This is a genomic window from Vibrio sp. Vb1554, from assembly GCF_033344235.1.
In genome coordinates this window covers 94307-110495 of record NZ_JAWPOJ010000017.1, presented here as the reverse complement: position 1 = coordinate 110495, position 16189 = coordinate 94307, and the positions used below count along the sequence as shown (strand labels likewise).

At 42.6% G+C, this 16189-nt stretch carries 13 protein-coding genes; 6 read left to right on the top strand and 7 right to left on the bottom strand.

The features are described from left to right. Positions 1-289 precede the first annotated feature (289 nt). The 3 genes from R8N28_RS15250 to R8N28_RS15240 form a co-directional block, all read right to left on the bottom strand. Positions 290-2317, bottom strand: coding sequence for a tRNA(Met) cytidine acetyltransferase TmcA (locus R8N28_RS15250; protein ID WP_213907521.1), 2028 nt, complete (start codon positions 2315-2317; stop codon positions 290-292). 105 nt (positions 2318-2422) lie between these two features. Continuing rightward, on the bottom strand, positions 2423-3397 hold the full coding sequence (locus R8N28_RS15245) for a ParB/RepB/Spo0J family partition protein (protein WP_005374504.1): 975 nt from the start codon (positions 3395-3397) through the stop codon (positions 2423-2425). 7 nt (positions 3398-3404) lie between these two features. Next, positions 3405-4622: an AAA family ATPase gene (locus R8N28_RS15240; protein ID WP_005374503.1), complete on the bottom strand. Its 1218-nt coding sequence runs from the start codon at positions 4620-4622 to the stop codon at positions 3405-3407. A 1238-nt stretch (positions 4623-5860) separates the two neighbouring features. Between R8N28_RS15240 and R8N28_RS15235 the strand changes: the two genes are divergently transcribed. Further along, positions 5861-7831, top strand: coding sequence for a replication initiator protein RctB domain-containing protein (locus R8N28_RS15235; protein WP_017635223.1), 1971 nt, complete (start codon positions 5861-5863; stop codon positions 7829-7831). Positions 7832-8120: 289 nt separating this feature from the next. Here R8N28_RS15235 and R8N28_RS15230 read toward each other — a convergent pair whose 3' ends face one another. The 3 genes from R8N28_RS15230 to R8N28_RS15220 are packed head-to-tail and all read right to left on the bottom strand — an operon-like array spanning position 8121 to position 10371. Then, entirely contained in the window at positions 8121-8588 is a 468-nt protein-coding gene (locus R8N28_RS15230) for a transcriptional regulator (RefSeq protein WP_065275567.1), read from the bottom strand. Then, positions 8588-9520, bottom strand: coding sequence for an ATP-binding cassette domain-containing protein (locus R8N28_RS15225; RefSeq protein WP_065275568.1), 933 nt, complete (start codon positions 9518-9520; stop codon positions 8588-8590). The genes R8N28_RS15230 and R8N28_RS15225 overlap by 1 nt, the downstream gene beginning before the upstream one ends. Positions 9521-9522: 2 nt before the next feature. Next, on the bottom strand, positions 9523-10371 hold the full coding sequence (locus tag R8N28_RS15220) for an ABC transporter ATP-binding protein (RefSeq protein ID WP_065275569.1): 849 nt from the start codon (positions 10369-10371) through the stop codon (positions 9523-9525). 361 nt (positions 10372-10732) lie between these two features. Between R8N28_RS15220 and R8N28_RS15215 the strand changes: the two genes are divergently transcribed. Both R8N28_RS15215 and ribA read left to right on the top strand, forming a co-directional pair. Next, positions 10733-10930 (top strand): PA3496 family putative envelope integrity protein, encoded by a 198-nt coding sequence (locus R8N28_RS15215; protein WP_005374493.1) that lies wholly within the window; start codon positions 10733-10735, stop codon positions 10928-10930. Positions 10931-11168: 238 nt separating this feature from the next. After that, positions 11169-12230 (top strand): GTP cyclohydrolase II, encoded by a 1062-nt coding sequence (gene ribA / locus R8N28_RS15210; RefSeq protein WP_082240200.1) that lies wholly within the window; start codon positions 11169-11171, stop codon positions 12228-12230. 68 nt (positions 12231-12298) lie between these two features. Here the strand turns inward: ribA and R8N28_RS15205 are convergent, their stop codons facing one another. Continuing rightward, the gene (locus tag R8N28_RS15205) at positions 12299-13054 is read right to left on the bottom strand and encodes a substrate-binding periplasmic protein (protein ID WP_005374490.1); all 756 of its coding nucleotides are present in this window, start codon (positions 13052-13054) and stop codon (positions 12299-12301) included. 68 nt (positions 13055-13122) lie between these two features. On the opposite strand from R8N28_RS15205, the gene R8N28_RS15200 reads away from it, so the two are divergent. The 3 genes from R8N28_RS15200 to R8N28_RS15190 all read left to right on the top strand — a co-directional run bounded on the left by R8N28_RS15200 (position 13123) and on the right by R8N28_RS15190 (position 16183). Beyond that, on the top strand, positions 13123-15021 hold the full coding sequence (locus R8N28_RS15200) for a hybrid sensor histidine kinase/response regulator (protein ID WP_064369543.1): 1899 nt from the start codon (positions 13123-13125) through the stop codon (positions 15019-15021). A gap of 100 nt (positions 15022-15121) precedes the next feature. Further along, a complete protein-coding gene (locus R8N28_RS15195; protein WP_005374484.1) occupies positions 15122-15331 on the top strand; it encodes a DUF3283 family protein in 210 nt (69 codons plus the stop codon). A gap of 135 nt (positions 15332-15466) precedes the next feature. Then, positions 15467-16183 carry a YebC/PmpR family DNA-binding transcriptional regulator gene (locus tag R8N28_RS15190; RefSeq protein ID WP_005374482.1) on the top strand — a complete coding sequence of 239 codons (717 nt, stop codon included), beginning with the start codon at positions 15467-15469 and terminating at the stop codon, positions 16181-16183. Positions 16184-16189 lie beyond the last annotated feature (6 nt).

The following is a 16189-nucleotide window of genomic DNA, read 5'->3' as shown; positions in this document are numbered from 1 at the left end:
GTCTTATCTTCAGATAACTCAAGACACAGCTTCCACATACCCTTACCACTTTGCTTCCCATCAACACTTTCAGTCTACCCAAATCCGTTTTCTGAACAAACCTCGCATTTCTTATTATAGGGCTCACGTCACTAAAGAAAGTAATCCATCAATAACGGTTAAACAGATATTAAGAGAGCATTTCGATTTAACCTAAAGCTCAATCAAAATACACGCCGAAATAAAAAGGAGCTGGATTTACAGTGTAAAATCAGCTCCTAATAATTTCATTTACAGTGTAAATTTCCCTTTAGTGTTTACAGTGTAAATCGTTCCAAATGTGTCTTACTTCGTCCCTTAACTGCTGCTCAACTTGCCTTCTTCCAGGTAAACCAAATTGCTGAGCACATTCAGTCCAACTACGGTTAAGAAAAAGCTTACTGATCATCAAGTCGGAAGCGGAGTTCAAACCTAAGTTAAGTAACCACTGCTGAAGCCAAGCAGACACGGACTCATAACTGTTACCACCATCAGCATAGCATTCAATTAGTAATAACTTAGCGGGATGAAGTGGACTCATTCCCAAAGGTTGCGGTAATAGAGCTCGAAAAATAGAGGCTTCTAATTTTGGATAGACGTCAGCCACATTGTTAGACAACATTTCTTCAAATAGCGCCTGAGATTCATCGACCCAAGCCGTCTGTTGGGAATCACAAGGTTTGACCATCAAGACTGAATAACAACCGCTAGCAGCATCGCGCATTGACCCTAAGCGAATTGTACGGAAGTTCGATTGTCGCCAGAAATGGACCAACTCTTCCGTCGCACCGAAACTCGTGGATAAGTAAGCAATGTGTTTAGCCGCCATTTGATCAAGTTGCTGCAGCATTTTTTGACCGATGCCTCTTCCTTGCAATTCCGGATGAACAGCAATTCTCATGACTCGCAGCGTCGATAGATTCGCGACATTCGGAAATCCTAGGTGGTTTGCAATCGTAACTGGGGCTAAGTGTCCTTTAGGACGACGCTTACCAAGCTGAATTTCTTCAACCAATTCAGCGTCAAGCCCACCCTCTTCGACCGCTAATATTACCCCCACAACCGCATTATCTTGCTTAGCAAAATAGAGCTGACTGTTGTCGTCTTGCAAAAGGTGAATCAAATCATTCGGCGAGGTCTGATAATGAGCATTCACCAAAAGAGCGAAGCACTCACGCAGCAAACTAGGCTGCGATATCAAATTTTTCTTATCGGCTTTAGAAAGGGAAATTGAGTCGACCTGTTTAAGTTGATGGTGCGTTAACTCCGCATCCAACAAAAACGCGTCATAGAGCCATGATTCAAGCGCATCATTCATGCTCCAGCGGATGGGCTGTGTCATGTGCCATGTTTTCATTCCCGAACGCTGTTTTTGAAGCCAATCAACAAATTTAATCGTAAAGCCCCGGCCACAACCTTCATAACCGTGAATAGTCGTAGAAAAAACGAGTCGATGATAATGTTCGGTAATGCTTTTGAGCATAGGAACTGGAATTGCAGCCGCTTCATCGACAAGTAACAAATCACATTCAGGTCGACTCAATAATAGTTCATCTGGAGCAATAAATTGAATGGCTCCCTGCCCTGATTCTAATCTGTCCTTCTTAATACGCTGTGCGCTAGGGAGTAAACGTAAAGCATGTTGGTAAACAGGCTCAACGGCTTTTATAGATGGTGCCGTAATTAAGATTCTAAGCGGCTTCTGCTGTAATAAGTTCGCACACGCAATTCCGAGGGCACTTGTTTTTCCACGTCCACGATCAGCGGTCAAAATTAATGGTCGCTTTCGATGTCCTGTCACCACCTTTTCAATTAGAGAAATGGCATGTTCTTGTTCCGTGTAGTGGCTTTCTTTTTCTGCTTGCTTGATGTCTGGAGCCGTTGGCAATGGTTTGTCTTGCTCAATAACAACGAGCTTCTCCCATTGTTTGTGCATCCATTGCTGAGCAAAATTCGCATTTTGTCGCAGCTCAGTAATGACAATAAGAAAACCGCCGCCAACCAATGAGCCAAGCGCGGCGGTAAAACTATTGGCGTCAAAGCCATTTCGAGCATCAAACAATAGAACGTCACACTCTCTGCCTAGCAACATGTGCCCTTGTTTAGACGAAACACTGGATACGTTTTTCAAACCAAAATCACCAACAGAAAACCAACGTTGATGGCGCTGCGTTTTATGGAACTCTGACATCAACGCATTTTGCCAAGAAGCCTCGCCTTGAATGACAACACCAATCCTTTGGAAAGATTGGTGAGCTTGATGTTGAAGTGATGAAAGGAAATCAGATTGTGTCTGCATTTTGTCTATCCAACGTTGAACTGACGCAATGGTATCACATCTTTAATTTGACGCTTCTCAGATATAAAAAAACCGCCCGGAGGCGGTTGATTCAATCATCATTTGTTATTGCAGTTTGGTTTGTACAAACGCAAGAATCTCTTCCATTAAGCTGTCGTCAACTTTCTTCAAGTTCAACGCCAGGCTGCTACCTTTTCGGCTATAGCTTGCTCGACCTTTAACTAAGTCGACTTTTTCCGTCTTCTTACCAGGTTTTGCTGGTGCAAGTTCAGTAATCCAATTTTCGATGCTTTCCGTGACTTCTTTTGTCAGACGAGCAACGCCTTGAGCAGTGCTTCGCTGCCATAAAAACCCTTCGCTAGAGCGACATTTATCTAACAGCTCTTGCTGCTGCTCTGGCGTTAGCGTTGAAAACTGTTTGTGCAGTTTCACGATTGTTGGGCGACCGAGATCGCCAACATTCGGATACGCTTGAAGCAGTTCTAACGGTAATGCTGCGGCTTTTAAAGCGCCACTTACCAACGCTTCACTGCACTGGAACATTTTTGCCAATGCTTTCTGATCCTCAGCTTCACCACTATCAAGCTTAGCCTGCATCTCTTTCCCTTTTTCATATAAAGAGAGCGGCTTGTGAGCATTTGCCACATCAGACAAAAACTTAGCATGGTCAGTATTAATGTTGTCAGCAACATAAACCAAAAAGTCTTGTTCAGCGAGGATACAAGACATGCGACGACGGCTACCATCTAAAACTTCAATCTTGCCATCTTCAGTTCTACGACCCACTGCTGGATATTGTTGGCCACGCTCTTTGAGTGTGACTAAAACATCAGATAAAGCATGTTCGTTTAAGAACGATTGCTCACGAGCGTTATCAACAAATACTGTTGTTTCTGTCGCAACTTTATTTGCAGGAATACGCACAAGTTCAAACTGAACAATATTTTCACCTGCAACTGCTAGTTCAATCGTTTGAGCTTTCTCTTTTGCCGCAGTTTGCGCCTCTTGCGGAGTCACAACACGACGCTTATTCGTTTTGCCAAATAATTTCGCGTTTAATTCAGACGTTTTCAAAGCCATTTACTTATTACCCCTGATTCAATGACGGCCAATTAGAGTGCAGCACACGCTCTAATTCCAGTGCGCTTTTATGAACAGCGTCTTGCGCGGTAGCTAGTGTCTTCTTACCGCCTTCAAAATCGCTTACTGTCAGATCAAATACTGTGCTGTAGGTATCGGCACAGGTTTCAAACGCACGGCTACGAGGAATAGTAGCCATCATAACTTGGTCACCTAGAAGATAGTTCATTTCAGTTAAAACAGAAACTTGCTTCTTATTGTCGTCCTCAAACATGGTTGGCATCAAGCGAACAAACTCAAGACCATTCCAGTCCTCCGGGAACATTTCATATACCGTAGGCAAATGCTGGAAGAAGTTTACTGTTGAAGCCCAGTCCAGACGCTTAGCCGCACAAGGAATTAGCAAGGCATTTGATGCATACATAGCATTCCATACTAATGGGTCAACGTGTGGACCGGTATCAATCATAATGATATCGAAGTCATCAGCAATTTTATCAATCAGTTGCTCTTTCAGCAGACGGACGATATCGAGTGATGGGTCTTCAGATAGCGTTTGCCATGCTTCCGCATTAAACATCGCGTCTTCTGGAAACGCTGAAATCGACTTTAAGTTCGGATATTGCGTTGGCAGCAATACGTTTTTACGTAAAAATTCACTGTCAATTTCCACACCATCAGGCACGTTACCCAACATAATGTCTACCGCAGAATAGATATTATCATGCTCTGCCATGCTGATTTGCGGGTTGAGGAATAAACGTAGCGAGCCTTGTGGGTCTAAGTCGATTAAACAAATACGGTATCGTTTATCCAAATTTAGCGCTAAACATGCCGCTAAATGAACCGCGGTCATTGATTTACCTGTACCGCCCTTTTGGTTCTGCACATTAATAATCCAAGGTTTGTTACCTGAATTCTTTTTACGCTCATGAAATTTAGGCACTTCAGCCGCATCCATGAGCATGTGTGCTTCTTCTAACGTAATTGAATAATGATTCGCGTTGTTTTTAGTAAATTGATGCCCAGCGGCTTCCATTTTACCAATCGCGTCGTCGAGCTTGCGGCGAGTTAGACCAGAACGGGTTTCCATCATCGCTTTCGACATTGGTGGGAAGTAGTTATCGCTTCGCTCTTCTAAAACAATTTCAATACGGTCAGCTTGAACCTGCTGAGTCAGCTCCGCTAACTCAAGAAGGTTTTCAATCGTTTTTTCTCTTTTCATGCCAAATTCCGTTGGAAGGATTTATAATTGCAATTGTACAGCAGTAAAGACCAAAAACAACAAAAAGGTGCACGAACATTTTGAATTACCATCACATAAAAAAACACCCAAATCGACGCTTTTATGATTTATGGTCAAAAAGATAACTATTTTTAATCAAATAATCTTCTCATAAGTGGACACCTAAACTTAAAAATAAAAAGTGTTACAGCGTCACTCATTTACAATGTAAATCAATTTTCTACCGGAACGATTATAATCTTAAGCTAAATTACGGGTTATGTTAGACCAACCTAATTTAAACGATAAATAGTAAGTAATATCGGAACAATAAAGACCTGAACACCTTGATCATGTCTCCGAGCAAAATAGGGCAGTTCCAGCGAAACATCTATGGAAGTATGATCAAGGCATGCTTATGATCATGCTTCCGTGTTAATAAGCAAATCCGAAAGCATGATCATGGAAAAATAGAGCAGAGTACGGTGTAAACACGCAAATAAAATAAGATCCATTAATCGGAAATATGATCAAGCCTTAGAATCTCTCGGAAGCATGAGTTTTCTTCTCTGATTTACGGTTGAGTGCAGACAGAATGGGGGATTGAGCAGAAATTGACGTTATAGAAGCCGGAACAATGAAATTGCTCAAGTTGCTATGATAAATCACGCTCTCATGATCATGCTTCCTGTAAATAAGCAGAGACTAGGATTTACTTCTAAATATGAGCAACTTGAATGTATTTTAATCAGATGAGTGATATCTCATCAATATGGGCGCCAGAACGATAGATATATTGGCTCTTGATCATCGATCCGAGTATAAATAACATCACCAATGCACAATATAATCATCGTGAAGATCATTATTAAATACTGCATCTGTGGATAACCTGTAAAAACATCATGATCATCGTTTCAAGACTCTTTTGATCATCTTTTCATAACCTTAATGATCATGCTTACGAATAAATATGATCATGCTTTCAGGTTATTGTTGATCATACTTTCAGATTTCTTATGATCATAGTTCCGAAACACATGGAAATAATAGTCTTATAGAACAAAAGCTTAGCGAGAAATTTCAAGCCAGATCATTAGATCATATAATCAATTAAGATCAGATTAATCAAAAAGATCAGTTATTTAAAAAACAATCTTTTTTCTTTATTTATGATCTGTTTTTCTTTATTCTTCGGAACCATAGCACAACTACGGCTAGTGTGATCTGGATCTAAAATGACGGCTGATGAAAAAATTCTGATTAAAGCACCGAGAAGCCACAAAGATGGCCATCTTTTTGAGGTACATGAATCCTCTGCGGATTGGGTAGAGCAGTACCAACATTTCAAAGGGGTGACCAAAAGCATCTTAGAGTTGCTTAATCTGATCTCATTACGAGGCTTCAGCAGCAAGGATGGTTTGGTTTCAACCACAGAGATTGTTGAAGCAACAGATGGGCAACTTACACGTGCAGCTCTGCAACAACGTTTGCGCGCAGCAGTAAATATTGGTTTATTTACTCAAACACCAGTGCGTTTTGAAGAGGGACTTGCTGGTAAAACGATGCTACATAAATTTGTGAATCCAAATCAGCTTATATCTGTATTGGGAGCAACAAGTCTTGTTACCGACAAAGTTCGCCAGAACGAGAAACAAAAACGTTCGAAAGCATTGGCTCAGACTCAAGTAAACAAACGTTTGTTGAATGAGCACGGGTTAAACACACCTCCCACGATGAAAGATGAAGCCGATCAATTTGTTGTATCTCCAACAAATTGGGCTGGGATCATTGACCAAGCACTTGCGCCACCAAGAACTCGAAAAAGTTATCAGAAATCCATGGTGTCGATCTCTGGCACAAAAGCCGTTATCGAGACGCGATCATCCAAAAATATCATGACTGTGGATGATCTCATGACCCTGTTCGCTCTCTTCACGTTAACGGTTCAATATCATGATCATCACAAAGATCAGTATCAGCTTGATGCGGCTCACGTACCAAACAAAACGCCGCTATACATCACTGATATTTTGTCGCTCAGAGGCAAAAAAGACAGTGGCCCAGCTCGTGATTCCATTCGCGATAGCATTGATCGCATTGAATTCACTGATTTTCAGCTCCATGAACTTACTGGACGTTGGCTAAGTGAAAACATGCCAGAGGGCTTCAAAAGTGATCGTTTTCGTTTTCTTGCTCGAACCATCACGGCCTCTGAAGAGGCACCTGTGGAGGGAAGCGATGGTGAAATTCGTATCAAGCCAAACTTATATATTTTAGTTTGGGAACCTTCGTTTTATGAAGAGCTGTTAACACGCGATTATTTCTTCTTGTTTCCGCCAGAGATCTTGAAACAACATACTTTGGTGTTTCAACTGTACTCTTTCTTCCGTAGTCGCATGGTTCGTCGTCACACGGATTGCATGCTACTGAGTGAGTTAAACCAGAAACTTGCACGTAACATTGAATGGCGACGTTTCTCCATGGATCTGATCCGAGAACTAAAGCGTTTGTCTGATGGAAAAGGGAATGATGATCTATTCGTCGTTAATTTGTGGGGTTATCACCTGACGATCGAAACCATGATCGAAAATGACAAAGTGATGGACTACCAGATCGACATCAAATGTGATGTCGAAGAGGTCTTACGTTACTCGCGAGCGCGAACGACCAACGCAGGAAAGCGTAACATGGCGCCTACGCTGCCAAATCCACTTCGTAATGAGATGGTAACCCGACAACAGCTTGAGGAGCTCTCAGGCATCATAGACGGCGAATTTGAGCCCATTCAACGCAAAGCACCGTCTCCAAGAGGAAATTTAGGGCGACGCGTGAAGCAAAGAAAACATTTGGTAGAGATCAATGCTGATGAGATCACCATTACTCTATCTAAATATACCTCACCAGAGGCTCTAGAACGCAGTATAACGGCTTTGTCTGCGATGACAGGGCACTCCTATGCCTCAATCAAAGAAGAGTGCTCAGATTACATAGAGAAGCTCGATTGGCTAAGGGTAGGGGATGAGCCGATTCCTTATGAGACATTAAGTAAAACCGTCGAGCTGTTTAACACCCAGAACGATGTTAAGCATCTTACCATCGAGCGCTTGATTGCGGGGTTAGCGGTGCGTCGGAAAGTTTGTCGTCAAATCTTCGATGGTCACATGGATGAAATGGTATTTCGTGCCTTGGATGAAATGGCGATTTAAAAGTGTCGCTTGATGTGTATCAAGCTATAGGTGTGATGTATCGGTTTGAAATGTAACAATGTCTTTCGATGATAAAAAACAGACTTAACTCTTACAAACCACTGACATTAGAAGCCAAGCCTAATACTACTATTTATCCCGAATAGACAACCTTTTGTCCTTTCTGATGATTAATAGATTGGCTCATATTGTTACATTCATTCTGAATAGACTTCGCGAGTTTCTCCTCAGGAAACTCGCTTTTTTTTGCCTAAAATTCCGCTAATTAAGCCTTGATCATTTTTCCGGACTAATGAGGTAAACCTTGATCATGCTTCTTGGATTCATTCCAGTGTAATGAACGCATCAACGCAACATGTGATTCGATTAAGCTATGGGCTTGTTCCTGCCACTTGTTTTGATCACACTGCTGATTACAAAACTCTAACGCCACAACGGTGAGATGCTGAAGTCGTCTCAAACACCAATCTTTGATCAGAATATCAGTCGAGACTTGGCATGCTGCTTGTTCAAGCTTTGCACTCGTATAAAGCAAGGTTTGATATGCTTTCTGAGGGTCTTGGTACCTTGCATGTTGAAACACGCGTAAACATCCATCCAACCAGCAAGCAATCGCTTTACTTTGAAGATCACTCAATTCGGGTCCAAACACGTCATCAGGCACCTGATATAAGATCGTTTCCAATTTTTCTACTTGATCATGTTTCCGCTGTTCGTACCACATGGCGATTTGATCTTGCCAAGTACTCAAATCCATTACGCTGCCTCAGTCCATTGTTTTACATAGTGATTTGGCCCTATTTGATCAAATTCGTCGACAATTATGCTGCTACGTTGACGAATTTCATCGGCATCTATCGAATAGTTTGGCTCATTTTTCACTAAGTTACCAAAAGGTAAGTCAGGATCAGGAACGGCAGAAATCAACAGCTTAGTATAAGGATGCTGCGGATTCTTAAGTATTGAATGAGTGTCGCCCCATTCAACGATTTGCCCTTTGTACATTACTGCGGTTTCTTCCGCGATGTAGTGCGCAGTCGCCAGATCATGTGTGATGTATAAAAAACCAATTCCCAGTTCTTGCTTCATTCGTTGCATTAAATTCAACACTCCCAAGCGAATAGAAACATCCAGCATAGACGTAGGCTCATCCGCAAGAATGATTTGCGAACCTACCGCTAAAGCCCTTGCTAAGTTTACTCGCTGACGTTGCCCACCACTGAGTTCGTGAGGGAACTTATTCAATGTCTCTTCAGGTAGTTCCACCAGCTTTAGAAGCTCTTCCAAGCGGGCTGGGATGTCGCGCTCGTTTTTGACTTGTTTATGAATTTTTAAAGGACGTGTTAGGTGATGGCGAATGGTATGAGTTGGATTGAGAGAGCCAAACGGATCTTGAAACACCATTTGTACTTTACTGCGATATTCTTGTAGAGCCGATCGTGACGTGATCTCATTTATGTCAGTGCCATTGAAAAGGATCTCGCCTTCCGTTGCAGGATAGACTTTGGTTATTAAACGAGCGCAAGTACTCTTACCGCAGCCTGACTCTCCAACCAAAGCCAAGGTTTTTCCTGCGTACAGATCAAAAGTCACTCCTTTAAGCGCACGAAAGGTTTCCTCTTTCGCTAAACCACCGCCTACTTTGAATTCTTTAATCACATTTTTCATTTGGATGATAGGCTGGCTCATGGTTACGCTCCTTGTAACTCTGGTTGTTTGTGGACGTCATGGATGTTTGGGAAAGAAGCCCAAAGCTTTTGCGTGTAGGGGTGTTGAGGATGATTGCGTATATAGTATGCTCGATTGACTTCGACGATTTCTCCGTGACGCATGATTGCAATTCGATCACATAGTTGGCTCATGAGTGCCAGGTCATGAGTGATAAAGAGGACTGAAAAACCGAACTCATCTCTAAGCTGATAAATTTGCTGTAAAATTTCTCTCTGTACCACTACATCTAATGCTGTTGTGGGTTCATCCATAATGATCAGTTTTGGATTTAGAGACAAAGCAATGGCTATCACCAACCGCTGACGCATTCCTCCTGAAAATTGATGAGGATATTCTGCTAAGCGTTCTCGAGGAATATTGACCAAGTCCAACAACTTTTCTGCTCTATCTTTTGCTTGAGCGTTAGTGAGGCCTTGATGGTGTCGTAACACATCTGCAAATTGCTCTTGTATCGTTAAGACAGGGTTGAGTGAGTTCATCGCGCTCTGGAACACCATGGCGATTTCACTCCACCTTAGAGCGGTCAGTTCAGAGTCTGAGATACTAAGGATATCTTTGCCATCAAACCATATTTTACCGCCAGAAATGAACGCTGGCGGCTTATGAAGACGATTTATTGAGAATGCGATTGTGCTTTTACCACATCCAGATTCACCGGCAAGACCAAATACTTCGCCTTTGCCGATATCAAAGCTGACGGACTTTACCGCATTAAAATCACCATTATCAGTGATGTAATCGACGCACAAATCTCGGATCTGGATGACCGGGTCATTGTGGTATGCATGACTTAAGTTAATACCATCCATATAAACACCTTATCAATCTAAAAGATAATTATTATCATTATCAGGTGTGGCGGTTTTTAGAAAGTATCAAGCTATGAATCAGTGAAGTGACTCGAAAGTTAGGTTAAACAGGAAGTGGTGTAATGCGTCGTTGATAAAACTAAAGAAGAGCAGAATTGAGAGCTAGATCAGCACACTTTTCGTAGGGGGAATTACTCAAATTTAATCGTAAATTTGTCCCTTGGCAAAACTTAAATGATGAATCTATTAAGGAGTTAACGAAAGGGCGGGAGGGGTCACATTTCCCTACAGTTTTTCTTACCACCTTGTTCCGGTTTTGCTATAGATTACGCATCGAAAACATGGTGTGTTCGGAGGAAATATGTCCATTAATTCTATCGACCATGACGAGATGACCAACATCGCTCACAAATGGGAATTACCTGATGAGGAAACCGTTGTGAAGCCAGAGAAAACAGTGAAATCAGCAGAAGCCAGAAGACGCATTGAAGCGTTACGTGAGATCCGTGAAAGTGGGTTGACCATTGAAGAAGCAAGGGAGCTTGGCTTGATACACTGATCGCCTCAGGTTGGTTTAGCAACCCATAGGGTAGTCGACGGACTGCCCTTTTTATTTTTTCACTCTATTACTCTCTTATTCAAAACCTCCATTTACCTGTCTTGCGCCTCAAAAGCACGAGTTTCACACTCACGTCCCGTCCCGAAGAAGTTTGACAATCTGACCTTGTGTTACTAGATATATCAGTAGCAATATGCTTTTTGTTGATTATCGCAACCACAAAGCAAGGAGCGCAAGTATGGTTGATCAAATCCTTTTTTATGAGCCCGATGAGCCCCACGGTTTTCTCTCAAATTTTTGCCATGCCCCAGTCAATATCTCCTCCCAAACTTGGCCCACCAGCGAACATTATTACCAAGCCCAAAAGTTTCTCGATGCTCAGTTGCAAAGTAAAATTCAGCGCGCAAGCACCCCTGACGAAGCGTTTGCTTTAAGCCGCAAATACGAACACTTTGTCAGAAGCGATTGGGACGATATAAAGTTGGCTGTTATGGCTTTCATCGTTAGGGAAAAGTTTCTACAAAATCCACCATTAGCGCAGCAATTAATGAGAACGGGTAACGCTTGCCTAACAGAGCATTCTCATAAAGATGCCTTTTGGGGAGACGGGGGAGATGGTAAAGGAGAAAATCATCTAGGAGAGATTCTGATGAATGTGCGGGCAGAGCTGAGACATGTTGAGCCTTACAATCTCGTGAAGTTTATCGATAAAGCCAAATTGCCCACCCAGTGGGGCACATTTATGATGTACGGCTTTATTGAAGCCGCGACAAATAAAGAGCATCTTGCTCTGGTCTATGGTGAGCCAACAAAAAGTGCAGCTCCACTTATTCGGTTGCATTCGGAGTGTCTTACCGGAGATGCTCTATTTAGCACGCGTTGTGACTGTGGTTTTCAGCTTAATAGAGCGCTACAAAACATCGTCAAAGAGGGATGTGGCGTGCTGCTTTATTTACGTCAAGAAGGGCGTGGAATCGGCTTGATTAATAAAATTCGTGCCTATCACTTACAAGATGATGGCGCAGATACCGTGGAAGCAAATGAGCGTTTAGGTTTTGCCGCTGATATGCGTGATTACGCGTTCTGTAAAGGAATGCTAGAGCATTTGGGGATTGACGCTGTGCGTCTAATGACGAATAACCCACGCAAGCTCGCCGCCTTAAAAGCGGTTGATATTAACGTCATTGAACGAGTGCCATTACAAGAAGGGAATAACCCAAGTAATCAACATTACCTGCAAACCAAGGCGAGTAAATTGGGGCACATGTTTGATCCTAAGTTTGTTAACCACACTAAGTAAGTGCTACAGATTTCCCAGAAACAAAAACGCCAACGTATCATCGTTGGCGTTTTTGTTAATGAGGTGATTCATTGATACTTTTGAATGATTTCATCAATTTCCCCTGAGGCTTTTAATTCAACGAGTCGTGTATTGATGTAATTTTGAGTTTCTGGTTGCATTTGAGGAGAAAAAGCCAGGTAGATTGAGTAGTCAGGAATAACCGAGCTGAAAGGCTGTATCTGAAAATTCTCTAACGGCAAATTGAGTCGCTTTAAGTTGTAAAGAACTCGGGATTCCATCTCGACAAAAGCTGTATCTCCAGGGGTTCGGCTTATCACTCGGTATGCGGCGTTGTAGTCTTTCACGCGCATTTCATTGACACTGCCATTTTCAAAGAACGGTGTTAAATTTGGATAATCAAACCCCAGCAGTAATACAATAGAACGACCATGCATCGTATCCATATTTTTGAACTCTAAAGGCTTCTCGCTACTCGATACCAGTACATGTTTTACAGTGTAAATGGGCTCCTCAGATAAATTTTCCGATTGCACCTTGCCCCAGTTCGGGCTGCCATAAGTTAACCAGTTTGGCTCAGCGCCTTCTTCCAATATGGAAATCATACGTTTAAATGGATAAGTATGATAATTCACTTGGTAATCCGACTCCGCGAAGATAGCGCTGACGATATCGGTCACAATTCCGGAGTGCATTTGTCCCTGTTGTTCAATTTGAAATGGTCGAGCTTGTTCAGCAATGACGTAATAGTTCACTTGATTTGCGGTCACATGAGAACTTACAACAATTAAGCTAAAAGCCAATCTAAGTAGAAGTCTTTTCATCGTATCCTCGATTATTATTTGTGCGTAGCTATATTTAGAGTAGCGCAAGTTTATCGGAGCGGTTTCATATGGATGAAAAAGAGCGATCTCAACGTCGTTTTAGTATCGGCAACCAACTTATGTTGGCGGTATTAACGTTGAGTTTAATCTTTACGGTCATCATTTCTACAGTGAGCTTATATCGAGTTTTTCACGAAGATTTAGCCCATTTAGATGTTGAATTAAAGCAGGTTGAGTCTAGCTATTTATCGAGCTTTTCTGCGAGTTTGTGGGTAGAGGATAGGGAGCTGTTGCTGACACAAGCTCAAGGTGCAATGCGTATGCCCTCGGTGGACTACTTACGTATTGCTAGTGAAGACGAAGTTATCATTGAATTAGGTTCGGCGCTTTCTGAGGATGTTGTCGAGAGAAGCTGGCCGATGCAGTATCGGGTCGGCGATAAAACGTATGATCTCGCGATATTAACGGTTCAATCGGATCTTAGCGCGATATATGAAGATCTTTGGCAGCAGTTCTTTTTTCTACTTACGACAGAAGCGATCAAAATTCTTGTCCTCATCATTGGTGTTCTTTGGGTGGCGTTTCGCTTGTTGGTCAATCCGTTACAATTGCTGTCTGGTGCGGTGAGCGATTTTCGTGGCGGTACAGTGCCGAGTAAAGTGACTCTCCCTAAACGATGGTGCTTTGATGAAGTGAGTGTTTTGGCAGAGAAATACAACCGAAGTGTTGAGAAAGTGAAAGAGCACCAGACTGAGTTAGAGGCTGAACGCGATAGGGCAGAAGTCGCTAATCGTAAAAAAAGTGAGTTTCTTGCCACTATGAGCCATGAGATCCGCACACCGATGAATGGCATTATTGGTGTGTCGTCGTTGCTCAATGACACCAACCTCGATCCCCAGCAAAAAGAGTTTGTAGAGATCATTGACAGTTCTTCTCACTCATTAATGACGATCATCGACGACATTTTGGACTTCTCTAAAGTTGAAGCTGGCAAAGTAGAGCTGGAATACACGAGCTATGATCTTCGCGAGCTACTTGACGATGTCATCAGTTTACATAGTGTCAAAGCCAAGCAGAAAAACTTACAGCTGCTCAGCGATATTGATCCTCACTTGCCAATGGAAGTGCAAGGTGATGCCACACGATTGAAACAAGTTCTGAACAATTTGTTGAGCAACGCGATTAAATTTACCGAGCGCGGCCATGTGAAGCTTCTTGTAGCGTTATCTCGACTTGATGGAGAGACCGCTCATATCCGGTTTCGAGTTGTGGATTCTGGTATTGGTATTGCGAAAGAGCACCAACAAGCAATCTTCGAACGCTTCCAACAAGCTGATGGTAGTACCACCAGAAAGTATGGTGGGACAGGGCTTGGTTTGGCGATAGCTGCACAGTTGGTTAACTTGATGGGAGGGGAAATACAACTAACAAGTGAGCTTGGGCTGGGAAGCTGTTTTGAATTTTCGATTCCTGTTGCTGTAATAAATGCGCAATCGACCTATACCGACCAACTTAATGTATTAGATTTCCGGAAAGCGGAAGACAACGAAATCAGCCCTCAAGATAATGATAAACCTTGGGTATTGGTTGTTGAAGATACCATCGTCAATCAGAAGGTAGTTCGCATCATGTTAGAAAAACTGGGTGTGCGAGTGAGTGTCGCCAACCATGGCGAAGAAGCATTGCAGCTGTGTGATCAGCAGCCTTTCGATTTGATTTTTATGGACTGCCAAATGCCTGTGATGGATGGGTTTATTGCTACGGAGCGAATTCGAAAAATGGGAGAGTGGGGGAAACACGTTCCAATTATTGCGCTAAGTGCCAATGTCATTAAAGAGGATCAGCAACATTGCTTCGATGTTGGGATGAACGAGTTCGTGGCTAAACCCGTTACCAAGACTCGATTACAACAAATATTCGAACAGCATTTACCAAAAGCACTGAAAATCAGCGCTGTGCCTAAATAGTTAACTTGAAATCGATCAAGTTAAGTGCGTTTCTATTCTGTAATTGTAACTCTGTGTGATATAGTGCCCGGCTAGTATTTAAAGTACCTTGAGGCTGTGAATGTCGTTTAATCTATCCCTATTGCCGCCTGACGAAAAAAACAAAATCGAACTGGATAAGCAGGCGTCGTTTTTGGTTTGGAAGCTCAGAGAGGCCAAATCTGGTCCTGAAGCAATAGAAGAACAGTTGTCCAAGATTAACGATGCTGATGAAAAGGCGTTTTTCCAGCAATCGGTCGAAAAGTACAAACGAGTAATGGGTGTCGCTTAACGCGAACCGTGGCAATGGTTCAATCCAATGCGACGAATGAGGTAACCTCCCTATTCCTTTGCTAAGCGAAATTGAAAAGGTTTCGCTTTTTGCTAAAATCCTTCGCATTAAATTTGAATTTAGAGAGACATCCCGATGGGAAGAAGTTTTGAAGTGCGCAAAGCCTCTATGGCGAAAACTGCAGGCGCGAAAATTAAAGTTTATTCCAAATACGGTAAAGAAATTTACATGTGCGCGAAAAACGGTGGTGGTGATCCAGACATGAACTTGTCTTTGAAACACCTGATCGCAAAAGCGAAAAAAGACCAAGTTCCTGCGCACGTTATCGATAAAGCGATCGACAAAGCGAACGGTGGCGGTGGTGAAGACTACACTCCAGCACGTTACGAAGGCTTCGGCCCTGGCGGTACTAGCGTTATCGTTGACTGTCTAACAGACAACGGCAACCGTACTTTCCAAGATGTACGCCAATGCTTTGTGAAAGTCGGTGCGAAAATTGGTGTTGAGGGCTCGGTTTCTCACATGTTCGATCACCAAGCGGTATTCCAGTTCAAAGGCGACGATGATGAAATCATCCTAGAAACGCTAATGATGGAAGACGTAGACGTTACTGACGTTGAGCTAGAAGACGGTGTTATCACTGTATTCGCACCTCACACAGAATTCTTCAAAACAAAAACTGCGCTTAACGGTGCATTCCCAGATCTAACGATCGATGTTGAAGAAATCACATTCGTTCCGCAAACTCATACGCCTGTATCGGGTGAAGATGCTGAGAAGTTCCAGAAATTCCTAGATCTTCTAGATGACTGTGATGATGTTCAGCAGGTTTACCACAACGCAGAGCTGTAATTAATT